Origin of the sequence: Streptomyces sp. KL2, assembly GCF_046529545.1 — a bacterium.
Taxonomy (GTDB): domain Bacteria; phylum Actinomycetota; class Actinomycetes; order Streptomycetales; family Streptomycetaceae; genus Streptomyces; species Streptomyces radiopugnans.
In genome coordinates, this window is sequence record NZ_CP127170.1 from 787,578 (window position 1) to 802,042 (window position 14,465).

16 protein-coding genes are annotated in these 14,465 nt (G+C 76.8%); 4 read left to right on the forward strand and 12 right to left on the reverse strand.

Annotated features, from left to right (window positions below; genetic code table 11):
• Positions 1-82: 82 nt before the first annotated feature.
• Together rpsN and rpmB are read right to left on the reverse strand one after the other, a co-directional pair.
• Positions 83-388, reverse strand: a complete 306-nt coding sequence (rpsN, locus tag QPK52_RS03580; RefSeq protein WP_410535537.1) for a 30S ribosomal protein S14 — start codon at positions 386-388, stop codon at positions 83-85.
• On the reverse strand, positions 388-624 hold the full coding sequence (gene rpmB / locus QPK52_RS03585; RefSeq protein ID WP_093655886.1) for a 50S ribosomal protein L28: 237 nt from the start codon (positions 622-624) through the stop codon (positions 388-390). Before rpmB ends, rpsN begins: the two co-directional genes overlap by 1 nt.
• Before the next feature lie 70 nt (positions 625-694).
• On the opposite strand from rpmB, the gene rpmG reads away from it, so the two are divergent.
• From rpmG to rpsR, 4 genes are read left to right on the forward strand one after another with little or no spacing between them, the layout of a single operon-like run.
• On the forward strand, positions 695-859 hold the full coding sequence (gene rpmG / locus QPK52_RS03590; RefSeq protein WP_093655888.1) for a 50S ribosomal protein L33: 165 nt from the start codon (positions 695-697) through the stop codon (positions 857-859).
• A gap of 59 nt (positions 860-918) precedes the next feature.
• Positions 919-1,173: a type B 50S ribosomal protein L31 gene (locus QPK52_RS03595; RefSeq protein ID WP_410535538.1), complete on the forward strand. Its 255-nt coding sequence runs from the start codon at positions 919-921 to the stop codon at positions 1,171-1,173.
• Complete coding sequence (locus QPK52_RS03600) at positions 1,173-2,324, forward strand: CobW family GTP-binding protein (RefSeq protein ID WP_410535539.1); 1,152 nt, start codon at positions 1,173-1,175, stop codon at positions 2,322-2,324. The genes QPK52_RS03595 and QPK52_RS03600 overlap by 1 nt, the downstream gene beginning before the upstream one ends.
• A gap of 46 nt (positions 2,325-2,370) precedes the next feature.
• Complete coding sequence (gene rpsR / locus QPK52_RS03605; protein ID WP_410535540.1) at positions 2,371-2,607, forward strand: 30S ribosomal protein S18; 237 nt, start codon at positions 2,371-2,373, stop codon at positions 2,605-2,607.
• Between the two features lie 169 nt (positions 2,608-2,776).
• Here the strand turns inward: rpsR and QPK52_RS03610 are convergent, their stop codons facing one another.
• From QPK52_RS03610 to QPK52_RS03655, 10 genes are all read right to left on the reverse strand, one after another.
• The gene (locus QPK52_RS03610; RefSeq protein WP_410535541.1) at positions 2,777-4,570 is read right to left on the reverse strand and encodes an ABC transporter ATP-binding protein; all 1,794 of its coding nucleotides are present in this window, start codon (positions 4,568-4,570) and stop codon (positions 2,777-2,779) included.
• Positions 4,567-6,333 (reverse strand): ABC transporter ATP-binding protein/permease, encoded by a 1,767-nt coding sequence (locus tag QPK52_RS03615; protein WP_410535542.1) that lies wholly within the window; start codon positions 6,331-6,333, stop codon positions 4,567-4,569. Before QPK52_RS03615 ends, QPK52_RS03610 begins: the two co-directional genes overlap by 4 nt.
• Positions 6,330-7,484, reverse strand: coding sequence for a SagB/ThcOx family dehydrogenase (locus QPK52_RS03620; RefSeq protein ID WP_410535543.1), 1,155 nt, complete (start codon positions 7,482-7,484; stop codon positions 6,330-6,332). Before QPK52_RS03620 ends, QPK52_RS03615 begins: the two co-directional genes overlap by 4 nt.
• A 10-nt stretch (positions 7,485-7,494) precedes the next feature.
• Positions 7,495-8,874, reverse strand: coding sequence for a YcaO-like family protein (locus QPK52_RS03625; RefSeq protein WP_410535544.1), 1,380 nt, complete (start codon positions 8,872-8,874; stop codon positions 7,495-7,497).
• Positions 8,871-10,352, reverse strand: coding sequence for a CocE/NonD family hydrolase (locus QPK52_RS03630; RefSeq protein ID WP_410535545.1), 1,482 nt, complete (start codon positions 10,350-10,352; stop codon positions 8,871-8,873). Before QPK52_RS03630 ends, QPK52_RS03625 begins: the two co-directional genes overlap by 4 nt.
• Positions 10,349-11,218 (reverse strand): hypothetical protein, encoded by an 870-nt coding sequence (locus QPK52_RS03635; protein ID WP_410535546.1) that lies wholly within the window; start codon positions 11,216-11,218, stop codon positions 10,349-10,351. Before QPK52_RS03635 ends, QPK52_RS03630 begins: the two co-directional genes overlap by 4 nt.
• A 124-nt stretch (positions 11,219-11,342) precedes the next feature.
• Entirely contained in the window at positions 11,343-11,456 is a 114-nt protein-coding gene (gene amiA, locus QPK52_RS03640) for a streptamidine family RiPP (RefSeq protein ID WP_241270818.1), read from the reverse strand.
• A 57-nt stretch (positions 11,457-11,513) separates the two neighbouring features.
• Positions 11,514-12,335 carry an ABC transporter ATP-binding protein gene (locus QPK52_RS03645; protein WP_410535547.1) on the reverse strand — a complete coding sequence of 274 codons (822 nt, stop codon included), beginning with the start codon at positions 12,333-12,335 and terminating at the stop codon, positions 11,514-11,516.
• Positions 12,336-12,355: 20 nt separating this feature from the next.
• Complete coding sequence (locus tag QPK52_RS03650; protein WP_410535548.1) at positions 12,356-13,363, reverse strand: FecCD family ABC transporter permease; 1,008 nt, start codon at positions 13,361-13,363, stop codon at positions 12,356-12,358.
• Entirely contained in the window at positions 13,360-14,367 is a 1,008-nt protein-coding gene (locus QPK52_RS03655) for a FecCD family ABC transporter permease (protein ID WP_410535549.1), read from the reverse strand. The genes QPK52_RS03650 and QPK52_RS03655 overlap by 4 nt, the downstream gene beginning before the upstream one ends.
• Positions 14,368-14,465: the final 98 nt, after the last annotated feature.

A 14,465-nucleotide genomic window follows, 5' to 3' on the forward strand; every position in this document is an offset into this window, starting at 1 on the left:
TCTCGTACCGCGCCCGCGGGTCCCCCCGCACCGGCCTCTTCGGGGCGGAAGCGGCCGGCCGCTTCCGCCCCGGAGAGGTTTCTCACCACGACGACTTGGTGACCCCGGGCAGGAATCCGGCGTGGGCCTGCTGCCGCATCCGCACCCGGGAGAGCCCGAACTTCCGCAGATGACCGCGCGGGCGGCCGTCCACGGCATCGCGGTTGCGCACCCGGGTCGCGCTGGCGTCACGCGGCTGGCGCCGCAGCTCCGCCAGCGCGGCGGCACGTTCGTCCTCGGTGGAGGCCGGACAGCGGATGATCTCCTTCAGCTCCGCGCGCCGGGCCGCGTACCGCTCGACGATCTCCCGCCGCCTGTCGTTCTTGGCGATCTTGCTCTTCCTGGCCATCAGACCTTTCCTCCCCGCGCCCGGATGCGCGCCACGGCGGCCTCGATCCCGATGGCGTCGACGGTCTTGATCCCCTTCGTGCTGAGGGTGAGGCGGACGTGGCGCCCCTCGCTGGGCAGCCAGTACCGCTTGCGCTGGATGTTGGGGTCGAAGCGGCGGGAGGTGCGCCGGTGGGAGTGGGAGATGTTCTTGCCGAAGCCCGGCTTGGCGCCGGTCAGCTGACAGTGGGCGGACAAGGAGGTTCCTTCCTGTCGGTGCGGACGGCTCCCTTTTCGATAATGGAAACCATTGTCATATACTAGCGCCATGGCACGCAGTGAACTCCGCCCGGTCATCAAGCTCCGCTCCACCGCGGGGACCGGCTACACCTACGTCACCCGCAAGAACCGCCGCAACGACCCCGACCGCATGGTCCTGCGCAAGTACGACCCCCTCGCCCGCCGCCACGTCGACTTCCGCGAGGAGCGCTGACCCCGGTCCCAGCCCCAGCCCCAGCCCCGGCCCCGACCGCACGACCCGAGGACACCACCGTGAAACCCGGAATCCATCCCCCGTACCGCCCCGTCGTCTTCCGCGACAAGAGCGCCGACTTCGCCTTCCTCACCCGCTCCACCATGACCGGCGACAAGACGATCGAGTGGGAGGACGGCAACACCTACCCGGTGGTCGACGTCGAGATCTCCTCGGCGAGCCACCCCTTCTACACCGGCACCCAGCGGGTCCTGGACACCGCCGGGCGCGTGGAGCGCTTCGAGCGCCGCTACGGCTCGCGCGGGGCCCGCTGATGGCCTGGGAGCCCCGGCTGCCCGTCGTCATCGTCGCCGGGCTGCACGCCGACGCCCGCCGCGAGGTGGTGGAGCGGCTGCTGCGCGCCGCGCCGGGCGGCGTGGCCCTCCACCACGACCTGTCCGGCGCCGCGGACGGCACGGTGGTGCGCACCGTGCGGGACGCCTCGGGCGAGCTGTCGCGCGGCGAGGCGCCCCTGGTCAACGACTGCGCCTGCTGCGCGCTGCGCGAGGACCTGATCCCGGAGCTGGAGCGGCTGGCCGCCGGCGGCACGGCCCGGCTGGCGGTCGTCGAACTGTGGGACTCCGTCGAGCCGAAGGGCATGGCCGAGGTCATCGACGCCCACGGGGCCGGTGCCCTGGAACTGACCGGCGTCGTCACCGCCGTCGATCCCGCGCTCGTCCTGCCCTGTCTGGCAGGCGGCGACGACCTGGCCGAGGCCGGTCTCGCAGCGGCCGCCACCGACCAGCGCACGGTCGCCGACACCTGGGCGCGGCAGCTGGAGTACGCCCCCGTGCTCGCCCTCGTCGACAGCCCGGAGGCCGACGAGGCCGACCACGCGCTCCTGGCCCAGCTCCACCCGGCCGCGCGCCGGGTGCGAGCCGCCTCCGGGGAGCTGGTCGAGGCCGCGCTCGCCGGCTTCGATGCGGCGATGGCCGCCACCGCCCAGCATCCGGCCTGCTCCCGGCTGCCGCAGGAGGCGGACGAGGCCGGGGTGGCCACCCTGGTCTGGCGCCGCCACCGCCCCTTCCACCCCGGACGGCTCTACGAGGCCCTGGAGGACCTCGCCTGCGCCGCCGCCCGAAGCCGCGGCCGCTTCTGGCTGGCCGACCGGCCCGACACCCTGCTGGCCTGGGACTGCGCCGGCGGCGCGCTCTGCGTCGAGAGCGCCGGGCCCTGGCTGGCCTCGCTGCCCGACGCCGCCTGGGAGATGGTGGACCCCGTCCGGCGGACGGCCGCCGCGCTGGACTGGCATCCCGAGCACGGCGACCGCTGCCAGCACCTGGTCTTCACCTCCCCCGACCTGGACCGCGAGGGCCTGGTGAGCCTGCTCGACTCCTGCCTGCTCACCGACGCCGAGTACGCCGCGGGCCGGGAGGCGTGGAGACGCCTCCCGGCCGCCTTCGCCCCCCTGCTGGGCGCCGCCTGAGCCGGCCCGGCACCCCGATCCGCGAGAACCGAGGAGCACATCCCGCATGCCACGCCGCCCCGACCCCCGCAAGAACGCCAAGCCCCGCCCCAACCCCCTGGACGCCGCCGGGATCACCTACATCGACTACAAGGACACCGATCTGCTGCGGAAGTTCATCTCCGACCGGGGCAAGATCCGCAGCCGCCGCGTCACCCGCGTCACCTCCCAGCAGCAGCGGCAGCTCGCACGCGCGATCAAGAACGCCCGGGAGATGGCCCTGCTGCCCCACGGCAGCCGCTGACCGGCCCCCTCCCGCATGGAGGGCACCGCCCTCCACCGGCGCCAGGCCGGCACCCGCTCCCCCGGGTGCCGGCCTGGCGCCGTACCGGACAGCCCTGCCCGGCGGCCCGTATCGGTACCGGAGGCCCCGGAGGCGGCGCGCCGCGGACCCTGCGGACCCTGCGGAACCCTCAGGGCGCGATGGCGGCGAGGCTGCGGTTGAGGGCGCTGCCGGGGCGGGCGGTGAGCTCCTCCCAGGTACCCTCCTCGGCGATGCGCCCGGCTTCGAGGACGGCGATGCGGTCGGCCCGGCGGATGGTGGCGCGGCGGTGCGCGATGACGATCGTGGTGCGGCCCTCCTCCTCCAGCGCGGCGGCGAGCTGGGCGTCGCCGGCGTTGTCCAGGTGGGCGGTGGACTCGTCGAGCACCAGGACCCTGGGCCGGACCAGGAGCGCGCGGGCCAGGGCGATGCGGGCCCGCTGGCCGCCCGACAGGGTGGAGCCCCGTTCGCCGACCGGCGTGTCCATCGGGGCGATCCGGTCCACGCCGCACAGCCGGGCCGTCTCGGCGAGGAGGCCGTCGTCCGCCTCGGGGGCGGCCAGCCGCAGGTTCTCGGCGAGGGTGCCGTGGAAGAGGGGCGTCTCCTGGCCCACCAGCGCGACGGCGCGCCGGAGTTCGGCGTCGTCCACCTCGCGTATGTCGACGGGGTCGCCGTCGGCGGGTATCAGCTGGACCTCTCCCTCGGACGGATCCCAGAACCGGGCCAGCAGATGGGCGCAGGTCGACTTGCCGGCCCCCGACGCGCCGACCAGCGCGAGGGTCTGCCCCGGGCCGACGGTCAGCTCGACGCCGTCCAGCACCGGTCCGCCGCCGTAGTCGAACCTCACCCGGTGCAGCCGGACCCCCAGCGGGCCGGGGGGCAGCGGGCGGGGTGCGGCGGGCGGCGGGGCGAGGGCGGGGGCCCCCACCGCCGCGCCGACCCGGGCGGCCGCCGCCCGCAGCGCCACGGCCTGGCTCAGCGTTCTGGCCGACTCCGCGACGGGCCCCAGGATCGACAGGGCCAGTGCCATCGCCGCCGGGGCCCACGCCCCGTGCAGCCGCCCGGAGGTCACCGACTGCGCCGCCACGGCGACCACGCCGAGGACCGCCACCACGATGAGGAGGTCGCGGACCGCTGCGGCGGCGGCCTCCCAGGTGGCCTCGGCGCGCTGGGCCTCGCCCGTCTGCCGTCCCCTCTCGGCCAGTCGGCGGCGGCGGCCGGCCAGGGCGCCGAAGGCGAGCAGTTCGCGCAGCCCGTCGACGGTCTCGACCGTGTCGGCCGACAGCCGTGCGGCGGCCGCCCGGGTGCGGCCGCCGCGCGCCGCGCGTTCGCGCGCGTCGGCGAAGGGCGCGGCGGCGAGCAGCGCCGCGACCGGCAGTACGGCCGCCGGCAGCCACGGCTCCACCGTGGCGAGGACCACCGTGCCGCCGGTGAAGACCGTTCCCGCCGCCAGGAGCTGGGCGGTGGTGTGGGCGTAGAAGAACTCCAGCGCCTCCACGTCCGCCATGGCGGTCGCGGCGAGGTCCCCGCTGCGCCGGCCGGCGACGCGGGCGGGGGCGCTGCGGGCGAGCCCGTCGAAGACCCGTACGCGCAGTGCGGCCAGCACCCGGTAGGCCAGGTCGTGCGAGAGGTCCATCTCGCGCCAGGTCGCCAGGGCGCGCACGAGGACGAGGACGGCGAGCGCGGTGACGGTGGCGGCCGAGGGGGCCCGTCCTTCGATGACGGCCGCCCCCACGGTGTGCGCGGCCAGCGTCAGCAGGGCGACCAGGGAGCCCTGTTCGACGAGCGCGGCGGCGCAGGTGCGCACCGCCATGGCGCGGTGCCCGGCGAGGGCGGGGAGCAGGGCGCGCAGCGATCCCCGCGCGGGCGTTTCCGCGCCGGTGGTGCCGGCGCGGGCGGTGTCGGCGGCGGTGTCCGCGGCGGCTGTGTCTACGGCGGTGCTCATGCGGCGATTCCTCCCCGGTGGACGTGGCCCGCCTCGACCAGTCGCGCGTAGACGCCTCCGGCCTCGGCCAGGCCGGTGTGCTCGCCGACGGCGTCCACCCGCCCCTGGTCGAGGACGACGATGCGGTCGGCGTGCCGGACGGCCGAGAGCCGGTGGGCGACCACCAGGACGGTCCGGCCGCTCGCGGCGTTCAGCAGTTCGCGGACGATGTCCGCCTCCCGGCGTTCGTCGACCGAGCTGGTGGCCTCGTCGAGGACGAGCACCGGCGCGTCGGCCAGCAGGGCCCGTGCGAGGGCGAGCCGCTGGCGCTGGCCGCCGGACAGGGTGGCGCCGCGCTCGCCGAGGACGGTGGCGTAGCCGTCGGGGAGTGCGGTGATCTCGTCGTGGACGCCGGCCACGCGTGCCGCGTCCGCCAGTTCGCCGTCCGTGGCGTCCGGCCGGGCCAGGCGCAGGTTCTCGGCGATGGTGGCGTGGAAGAGGTAGGTCTCCTGGGAGACCACGGCGATGCTCTGCCGCAGCGAGTCCAGGGCGTATCCGGTCGTGGGGAGCCCGTCGAGGGTGATCCGGCCCCCCTGCGGGTCGTGGTGGCGCAGGAGCAGGGCCAGGAGCGTGGACTTGCCGGCGCCGGACGGGCCGACGATCGCGGTGGTCCGTCCCGCCCGTGCGGTGAAGGAGACGCCGCGCAGAACGGGGTCCTTCGCACCGTCGTAGGCGAACTCGACGTTCTCGAAGCGCAGTTCGGGAGGTCCCGGCCAGTGCGCGGGCGCCGTTCCGGTGTCGCGGACGGCGGGTTCGGCGTTGCGCAGCGCCGCGATCCCGTCCGCGGCCGAGGCCCCCAGGTATCCGGCGTGCCACTCGCGGGCCAGGTCCCGCACCGGCCGGAAGCACTCGGAGGCCAGCAGCAGCGCCAGATAGGTGCCGGTCGCCGCGGTGGATCCGGTGACGGCGGACCAGCACGCCAGGAGCGCGGCGGCCGCGGTGCCGCCCTGGATGGCGAGGTCGGTGATGCCGGTGTCGGCCAGGGACACCCGCAGCTTGGCGACCGTCGCCCGGTGCAGCGCCGCCGAGCGCTCCTCCAGGCGTTCGCGGGTGCGGCCGACCGCGCCGGCGGCGCGCAGGGCGGGCATGCCCTGGAGGGCCTCCAGGTAGTCGGCGCCCAGTCCTTCGTAGGTGTCCCAGTGCTCCCTGCCGCGCCTGGCCAGCAGCCGGTCCCAGGCGCGCGGCCCGCACAGGGCGAGCAGCAGGGCGGGGACGAGGCCGAGGAGCGCCACCGGTTCCACGGCGGCCAGGACGGCGAGCACGAGGGGCGGCACGGTGAGGGTGACCAGGAGCTGGGGCAGATAGCGGGAGATGTATGCGTCGACGCCCTCCACCCCGTCGACGAGGGTGGTGCGTACGGCCCCGGCCCGCACCGGAGCTCCCCCCGGACCGGGGCCGGAGGAGGCCAGGTGCGCGGGTCCCAGGCGGCCGAGGCGGGCCAGGAGTTCGTCCCGCAGGGCCACCCTCACCCGGGCTCCGGCGCGGGTGGCGGTGCGCCGCTGCCGGACGGCGAGCCCGGCGCGGACGGCGACGACGGCGAGTACGGTTCCCAGCAGCCACGGGAGCCGGCCGGTTTCGCCGCGGGCCAGGTCGGCGAGTGCGACGGCCAGCAGGGCGGCCTGCGCCAGGTGGGTGAGGGTGACGGCAGCCTGCAGGAGGGTGGCCGCCAGCAGGGGGCGCCGGGCGCGCAGTGCGGCGCGGCGCAGTTCGGGGTGGACGATCATGTGGAGTTCTCCTCGTCGGCGTGGCGGGTGCCGAGGGCCAGTCCGTGGACGATCCAGTCCCGGCCCGGCGCGGCGCCGAGGGCGGCGCCGAGGTCCGCCTGCTGCCAGGAGCCGACGGGCCGGGCGGCCAGACCGTGGCGCCTGGCGGCGAGGTGGGCCAGGTGGACGGCGAATCCGGCCCGCAGATGGGTGCGGCGGATGTGCGGCGCGTCGGCGTCCGCGGGACAGCCGTGGGCGAGCAGGACGGCGCCGGCGTCGGCGATCCACGCCTGGCCCGCGGCCCAGGCCGCCAGTGTCGGGCGGGCCTCGCCGGCGGCGTACCGGCGCAGCGCGGTGCCGCCGGCGGCCGGTCCGACCAGGCCGGGTTGGGGTGGGCCGACGGCGGCGCACCAGCGCAGTTCGCCGGTGCCCGCCCCCGCGGCGGTGGTCAGGACGGCCCGCAGCGCGTCCGGAGGCGGGGTGCCGGACAGCGGTGGCGGGTCGCTGCGGCGGGCCAGCAGTTCGGCGGGTGCGGGTGTGTCCCGCGGAGGCCGGGGGCCGGTGTCCGCGCCGGGTGGGGGGATGTGCACCGCGGCCAGCGGGCTCCCGGCCGATCCGTCCAGCCGGGCCTCGGGCTCGCCCGTGCCCAGCGCGCGGGCCGCGAGGAGCAGCGCCGCGGCGGCGTGCCCGGTGTCCAGCAGCAGCAGCGGCCAGGCGCGGTGGCCGTAGTGGGAGGCCGTGCGCCGTGCGGTGACGGAGAGTTCGGCGGTCACGCCCGGTGGCGTGCCGTCGGGTCGCCGGCCGAGGCGGTGCACGCGGTGGCGCAGAGGGTCGTAGCCGTAGCGGCCGGGCGGCAGGGAGGTGCCGGTTCCCACGACCAGTTCGGCGTCCACCGGGTGCAGCGCGCCGGCGGAGGGCGCGGGGCGCAGGCGCCCGGAGCCGTCCGAGGCCGCCAGGGACAGGCGCAGTACGGCCTCCACGTCGAGTTCCCCCGGGGCCGCGTCCGGGATGGTGCGCGGTGGTCCCGGCCAGGCCCGGACGGCGGGCCCGGCGGGCGTGTCGGTGCCGGGGTGCTCCGGGGAGCGGGCGCGGGCGAGGGCGGCGACGAGGTCCACCGGGTGCTGCTCGGAGGTGTGTTCCTCGGGGACGTGTTCCTCGGAGGTGTGTTCCACGGGGCGGCCCTCACATGTGGGGCGGAGGCGCCAGCGTGAAGTCCTCCGGTGAGACGGGGGCGGTCGTACGCCACCCCCGCCCGACGGCGGCCTCGGCCAGCCGCGGGCAGCCGAAGTACCCGAAGGCGGCGGGGGCGTTGGGCAGGAGCCCGGAGACCAGGACGCGGGCGACGCGCAGCGGTGTCTCGGCCACGTCCTCGGTGGTGAGGTCGAACGTCATGACGCGGTGGCCGCGTTCGCGCAGCGCGCGCTCCAGCCTCTCCCGGCTGCCGGGCTCGACCGCGTCGACGGGCACGGTCCCGTGCGCGGGTTCGGTGAAGCGCCGGGCCTGGGGGGCCATCCGTTCGTCCAGCCACACCTGTACGTGCGCCCCCAGGTCCCGCACGTGCTCGAACCGCTCGCCGCACGCGTCGAGGTAGCGGCCGTCGGCGCGGTGGTCCAGGTAGAGCCCGCGGGCGAGCAGACCGGCCTCCACGGCCTGGAACACCCAGCCGCCGGGGTCGGTCAGGCCCTGGGTGAAGACCCAGGTGTGCACGGCCTCCAGCACGGCCTTGCGGGCGGCCTCGGCCGGGTCGTACTTGCAGGCGAACCCGGCCGCGTACAGGCCGAGGCGGGGGTCGTGGACGAGCGCGGCCATGCAGGGGGCGAACTCCGAGGGCATCTCGACGAGATGGAGCTCGAGCGCGGATCCGGCCAGGTCGTCGGTGAGGCCGGGCACGCTGGCCGGGTCGATGCCGCGCGCCGGACCGTCGAGGTGCCACCAAAGCTCCAGGGCGTCGCGTTCGACGATCTCCAGCAGGCCGCGTTCGACCGCGTCGTCGAAGCCCTGGCCGGTGGCGATCCCCGCGTAGTTGAGGTGGTGGGTGCGGGGCAGTGAACGAAGTTCGCCCTGGCGCCAGTTGAGGTGGGTGAGCGCGACGGGCGCCCATACCTCGGCGGCCGTGCCGCCGGGCAGGTGCTCGGTGCCCCGCGTCCACAGGGCCGGGGTGTCGGCGGTGAGGGGGCGGTAGGGGAACTTCTCCCGGGCGTACTGCCACGGAGCGTAGGCCGGCAGGTCGCCCGGCCCGTACAGCCGCAGCCCCTTGTCGGCCAGTTCGGCGGCCGTGGCGCGCAGCGGGGCGTCCGGGTGGCCGGGCGGCGGTACGCGGTTGCCGCAGTAACGCTCCACCCCTTCGGCTATCGCGGCGAGGCGGGCCTGTTCGGGGTCGCCGAAGGTGGTGCCCAGGGAGACCCGGTCGGCGGGCCACAGGCCGAGTCTGCGCGCGTCGGATATCTCGGCCGTGAACGCGGTGTAGCGGGGCGGGGCGCCCGCGGGGTGCTCGACGGGCTTGACCTTGCGGACGATGCCGCAGACGGGGTCGACCAGGGTGTGGAGCGGCAGCGCCGTCATCGCAGGATCTCCTCGGCTGGCTCGGTGGTGGTGGGACGGGACGGCAGTACGTGCAGCAGCAGTGCCGCGCCTTCCGGGGCGATCTCCCGCCGGGAGGGGAGCAGCCGGCCGGCAGTCATCGGATCGTCCCCGGTGTGCGGATTGCGGGCGTGGGCCGGGAAGTGGTGTCCGGCGATCTCCAGGCGCAGCCGGGTGCCCGCCCGCAGCCGGCACGCGAGCCGGCCCAGGCCGATGGCGAACTCCGCTTCCCTGCCGGGTGGTTCCTCGCGCCGGACGACGCCGGCGGCCAGCCGCTCGGCCCTCCCTTCCGGGGTGAGGGCGACGAGCCGTGCGGCCCAGTCGGCGGACGGGGTGTCGGCCGTGGCCCGCAGCCGTACCCGCGCGGGGCCGACCGCGTCGAGCGGGCGGGGCAGCGGCGGGGTGACCAGCAGGCACCGGTCGGGCGTTCCGGCGGTGGGGACGGTGAGGTCGTCCGAGCGTACGGGGCGTTCGGGGTCGGCGGTGAAGGCGGAGCCGTGCAGCGGTCGCAGCCGCTGCGGGCGCGGCTCGCCGTCGGTTCCGGCGGGCAGCCACCGGTCGGCGCCGCCCAGCGCCAGCGCGCCGCGGCGGCCGGGGGCGAGCTCACCGGCGAGGGCGCGGCGGGCCCAGCCCGCGTACAGCTCGCCGAGGTTCACCCGGTGGGCGGGTCCGGCGCCGGGGCCGGGCGCGGCGGTGAGGCCGTGTCCCCACGGGCCCATCAGCAGCCGCGCCGAGGGGCCGGCCCAGGCGCTCCACAAGGCGGTGGTGTCGTCGGCGAAGGGGTCGTGGAGGCCGCCCACCGCGAGCAGGGGCACTGTCGCGTGCGCCGCCCGCGACACCAGGCGGCCCCGGTCGCGGTGCCGCCACAGGTCCGCCCAGGAGGGCAGGTCCCGGCCCAGCCGTTCGGGCAGGCCGGTCAGCGGGAGGTGGTCGAGCAGACCGGGGTCGGCGGCGAGGGCCTTGTCCAGGGCGCTCTCGTCGGAGTCGCTCCGGTCGCCGTGGGCGGCCCACCACCCGGCGCGGGCCAGCAGCCGTTCCACGCCGGAGGGTTCGCGTGCCGTCTCGGCGGCGCCGAGGGCGGGCACGGCGGCGAGGACGGCGTCGGGCCGGGCGTCCTCGGGCGCGTCGAGGGCGAGGACGAGGGCGCAGTGGGCGGCGTAGGAGGCGCCGGCGGCCACCAGCCGGCCGTCGCTCCACGGCTGCCGCCGGATCCAGCGGGCGGCCGCCGCCCCGTCGGCGGCCTCGTCCTCGTACGGGCGCCACCGCCCCGGCGACGCGAACCGGCCGCGTACGTCCTGGACGACGGCGGCGAACCCGCGGCGGGCCCAGCCGCTCGCCTCGGCCCGGTGCCGCAGGCGGTCGTAGGGGGTCCGCAGGAGTACGGCGGGGAAGGGGCCGCGACCCGCGGGGAGGCGGACGTCGGTGGCCAGCCCCTCGACGGTGGCGCCGGGCGGTGTCATCCGTTCTTCCCCGCCGTCGGGGCGGTCTGCGGCATCGGGGCGACCGCGGGCACGGGGAGAACGGGATGCTCGGTGACCGTCAGGGTGCGCAGGTCCACGCACCTGAGCCGGCGCCGCGCCGGGAGCCCGGCCTCTTCGGGGGCGTCGGCGGCCCATCGCAGCAGGTCGTCGGCGAGCAGTGCCGCGAGCAGGGTGGCGGCGGGAGGGGTGGGGCCGGCCGGCGCACCGCAGGCGCGGGGTCCGCTCCAGTAGGCGGCCAGCTCCCGGTGGGCGGGGGTGGCGGCCAGCCGGCGGGCCCTGACATGGGCCGAGGTGACGTCTCCGGGAGCGGCGGCGAGCGGCTCGACGTATGCCTGCCGGCCCTCGCGGTGGCAGCGCAGCCAGGCGACGCCGTGCGCGGGCAGCCGGTCCGCGGCGTCCCACAGCCCGTCGGGCACGGGGCCGTCCAGGCACCACACGACGGCGGCGGGGTCTTCGCGGAGCAGGTCCTCGAGACCGCCCGGCGACGCGCCGGGAGCGGCCGCCGGATCGGTGCGCGGCCGGGCGCCCAGGGCGGTCAGCTGTGCGGCGAGCGGTTCGGTCAGCACCGGATCGCCCAGCAGGCGGACGTTCCGGCGGGCGGCGGGCCACTTCGGGTTCGGCGGGCCGTCCGCCAGGTAGCCGGCCTCCTCGAACGCCCTCACGACGCGGCTCTGCTCCTCGTCCGCCGGGGCTCCGGCGGTGCCGGAGAGCAGGCAGAGCAGGGCGTCCTCGTCCGCGCCCCGTGTCCTGACGCTGAGGAACTCCCCCTCGGGGGTGCGGACGGCGAGGCCTCGCCCGGGCACGGCGACGACCTCGACACCGGGTGCGAGCTGACTGCGGGACACGGCGTTCCTCCTGCGGGCGGGCTGACGGCGGACTGGAGGCCGACTGACGGCGGGGCCTGGGACGGGTGTGGGCCCGCCCGGATGGCGCCGGGCGGACCCACTGTCGGGGGCGACTGGCCCCCGCTTACTCCTCGGTGTCCTCGAAGGGGTTCTCGACGAGCGCGTTGGAGTGGGAGGCCGAGTCGTGGGCCAGCTGGCCCGGGTCGGCGATCGGCGCGAAGACCTGCTCGTTGTCCATGAACTCTCCTTGTTCGTAAGGGAGATACGGCGTTCGGATGAGCGCCGCGCTCACACTCTAGTGAATATGATTTTCATATTCCATAGCTGGGAGAGGGTGATCTGGGTAACACACCGGCCATCCCCCCTCGGGATCCCGGCCGACCCGGCCGGCCACCCTCAGGACATCCGCCAGCAGCCCCGGCGTGACCACGTCCTCCGGCGCCCCGTCGGCCACCACGCGGCCGTCCCGCAGCGCGACGATCCGCTCGGCGAACCGGGCGGCGTGGGCCAGGTCGTGCAGCACCATCACCACGGTGAGCCCGCGTTCCTCGCGCAGCCGGACCACCGTCCGCAGCACGTCGAGCTGGTGGTGCAGGTCCAGATAGGTGGTCGGCTCGTCCAGCAGCAGGACGCGGGTGTCCTGGGCGAGCGCCATCGCCAGCCGCACCCGCTGCCGCTCACCCCCCGACAGCGCGTCGACGTCGCGGTCGGCCCACCCCTCCACACCGACGTCCCGCAGCGCCCGGCGCACGACGGGGTCGTCGCCCTCGCGCAGCATGCCCAGCGGGCCGCGGGCCGCGTACCGCCCCTGCCGCACCAGGTGGCGCACCGTCATCCCCGGCACGGCCGGGGACGACTGGTGCAGCAGCGCCACCCTCCGGGCCGTGGCACGCCGGGACAGCCGGGCGAGGTCGTCCCCGCCGAGCAGTACGCGCCCCTCGTCCGGCCGCAGCAGCCCGGCGGCCAGCCGCAGCAGGGTCGACTTGCCGCAGCCGTTGAGGCCGACGAGGGCGGTCAGCTCGCCCGGCCGGACGGTCAGGTCGACGCCCCGCAGCACGGGCCGCGCCGGATATCCGAAACGGACCCCCTCGATATGGATCCCCACGGAGTCGGTCATGCTCTGTCCTCACATCGACTTCAGAACGTACGGCCCGGCGTGCGGCGCACGACGACCAGCAGCAGCGCGGCGCCGAGGCAGGCGGTGAGCGCCCCGACCGGCAGCGTGAGCCGTCCGGCCTCCAGCGCCGCCGCCAGCAGCCGCGAGGACAGCTGCGCCGCGGCGTCCGCCCCGCACACCACGACCGCGCCCACCGCGGCGGCGCCGGGCAGGCTCACCCTCAGATCGGCGCCGAAGAGGACCACGGCCAGATGGGGGACCAGCAGCCCCACGAAGCCCAGCGCCCCGACGGCGGCCACCGCGCCCGCGGTCAGCGCCACCGCGCACAGCAGGGCCAGGGTCCGGGCCCGCCGGGCGGAGAGGCCGGCGGCCAGGGCGATGTCGTCCCCGCAGCGCAGCAGGGTCAGCGGCCCGGTCAGCAGCCAGGCCGCGGTCCCCCAGGCCAGCGCCCACGGCCACAGCAGGTGCCAGTGCTGCCACACCCGCCCCTCCGTGGTGCCCACCAGCCACTGCACGACGCTGCCGAGCTCGCCCGGCTCCACCAGGAGCACCATGGCCGTGAGCCCGCCGAGCACCGCGGAGACCAGCACCCCGTGCACGGCGGTCTGCGCGGGATCGCCGCGGCCGCGGCCGGCCAGCAGCCACAGCAGCGCCGCTCCGGCGCATCCGCCCGCGCACGCGGCGAGGACGACGGCCAGCGGGGAGTCCCACCCCGCCAGCCCCAGCGCCGTCGCGGTGACGGCCCCGAGCACCGCTCCCGGTGTCACGCCCGTCACCTCGGGCCCGGCCAGGGGGTTGCGCAGCGCGGACTGCAGGACCAGCCCCGCCACCGCGAGGCTCGCGCCCGCGCAGAGGGCCACCAGCATCCTGGGCAGGCGCAGTTGCAGGAGGATGTGGCGCTCGGTCGCGTCACCGCCGCCGCCCAGGACGTCCCAGACCGCGCCCGGGGACATGCCGCGCCCGACCACCAGTTCCACCGCGGCGCACACCGCGGCCAGTGCGGCGAGCACCGCGAAACGCCGGATCACCGCGCTCCCTCCGCCCCGGCCGCCCCGGCCGCGCCGCGCCGGGAACGACCGCGGCCGCGACCCCCCGACCGCGTCAGGGCGACTCCGACCGGCACGCCCAGCAGGGCCGTCCAGGCGCCGACCGGCGTCTCCACGGGCGCCAGCGCCAGACGGGCCGGCACATCGGCGACGGTGACGACGACGGCGCCCCACGCGGCGGACCAGGGCAGCCAGCGCACCGCCCCGGCCGCGGGGGCGAACCACCGGGCCAGGTGCGGTGCGAGGAAGCCCACCCAGGCCACGGGCCCGCACACGGCCGTCACGGGGGCGATCAGCACCACGGCGACGGCCAGCGCGGCCAGCCGGGCCCGCTGGGCGCGCACGCCCAGCGCCTCGGCGTCCTCGTCGCCCAGCCGCATCACCGAGAGCACCGGTGCGCACAGCACGAGGGCGGGGGCGACCACAAGCAGCCACGGCCACAGGCCCGCCACGTCGTCCCAGGTCCGGGCCGACAGGGAACCGAGCAGGTAGCGGTAGATGAGCTGGAGGTCGAGCTGGTCTGCCATGACCATCAGGACGAGCAGCGCGGCCTGCAGCGCGGCCGCGACCGCGGCGCCGGTCAACAGCACGGCGGACGGGCTGCGGCCCAGCCCGGCGGCGAACAGTGTGAGCCCGCCGCCGAGCGCGGCGCCGCCGATGGCCAGCAGCGGCTGGACGGCGGCGGGCAGGGACAGTGCCAGCACCAGGGGCGCGGCCACCCCCAGCGCGGCCCCGGAGGACACGCCCAGCATCTCCGGCACCGCCAGGGGATTGCGCAGCGCCTCCTGGAGCACGAGTCCCGCCGCCCCCAGGCAGGCACCGGCGACGAGCGCCAGCACCAGGCGGGGTACGCGCAGTTCGGTGACGACGATCCCGGCGAGCGTGGTGTCCCCCTCCAGCAGCGCACCGGCGAGCAGGTGCGGCGGGACGTAGGGGGTGCCGAGGCTCAGCGCGCAGACCGACGAGACGACCAGCAGCACGACCACCAGGGGTGCCTGCCGTCCCCGTGCGCGACGCGGGGGCCGGACGGCCCCCGCCGTCGCGCCGTCCGCCGTCGTGTCCTCCGCCTCGGCGGGCGCGGAGA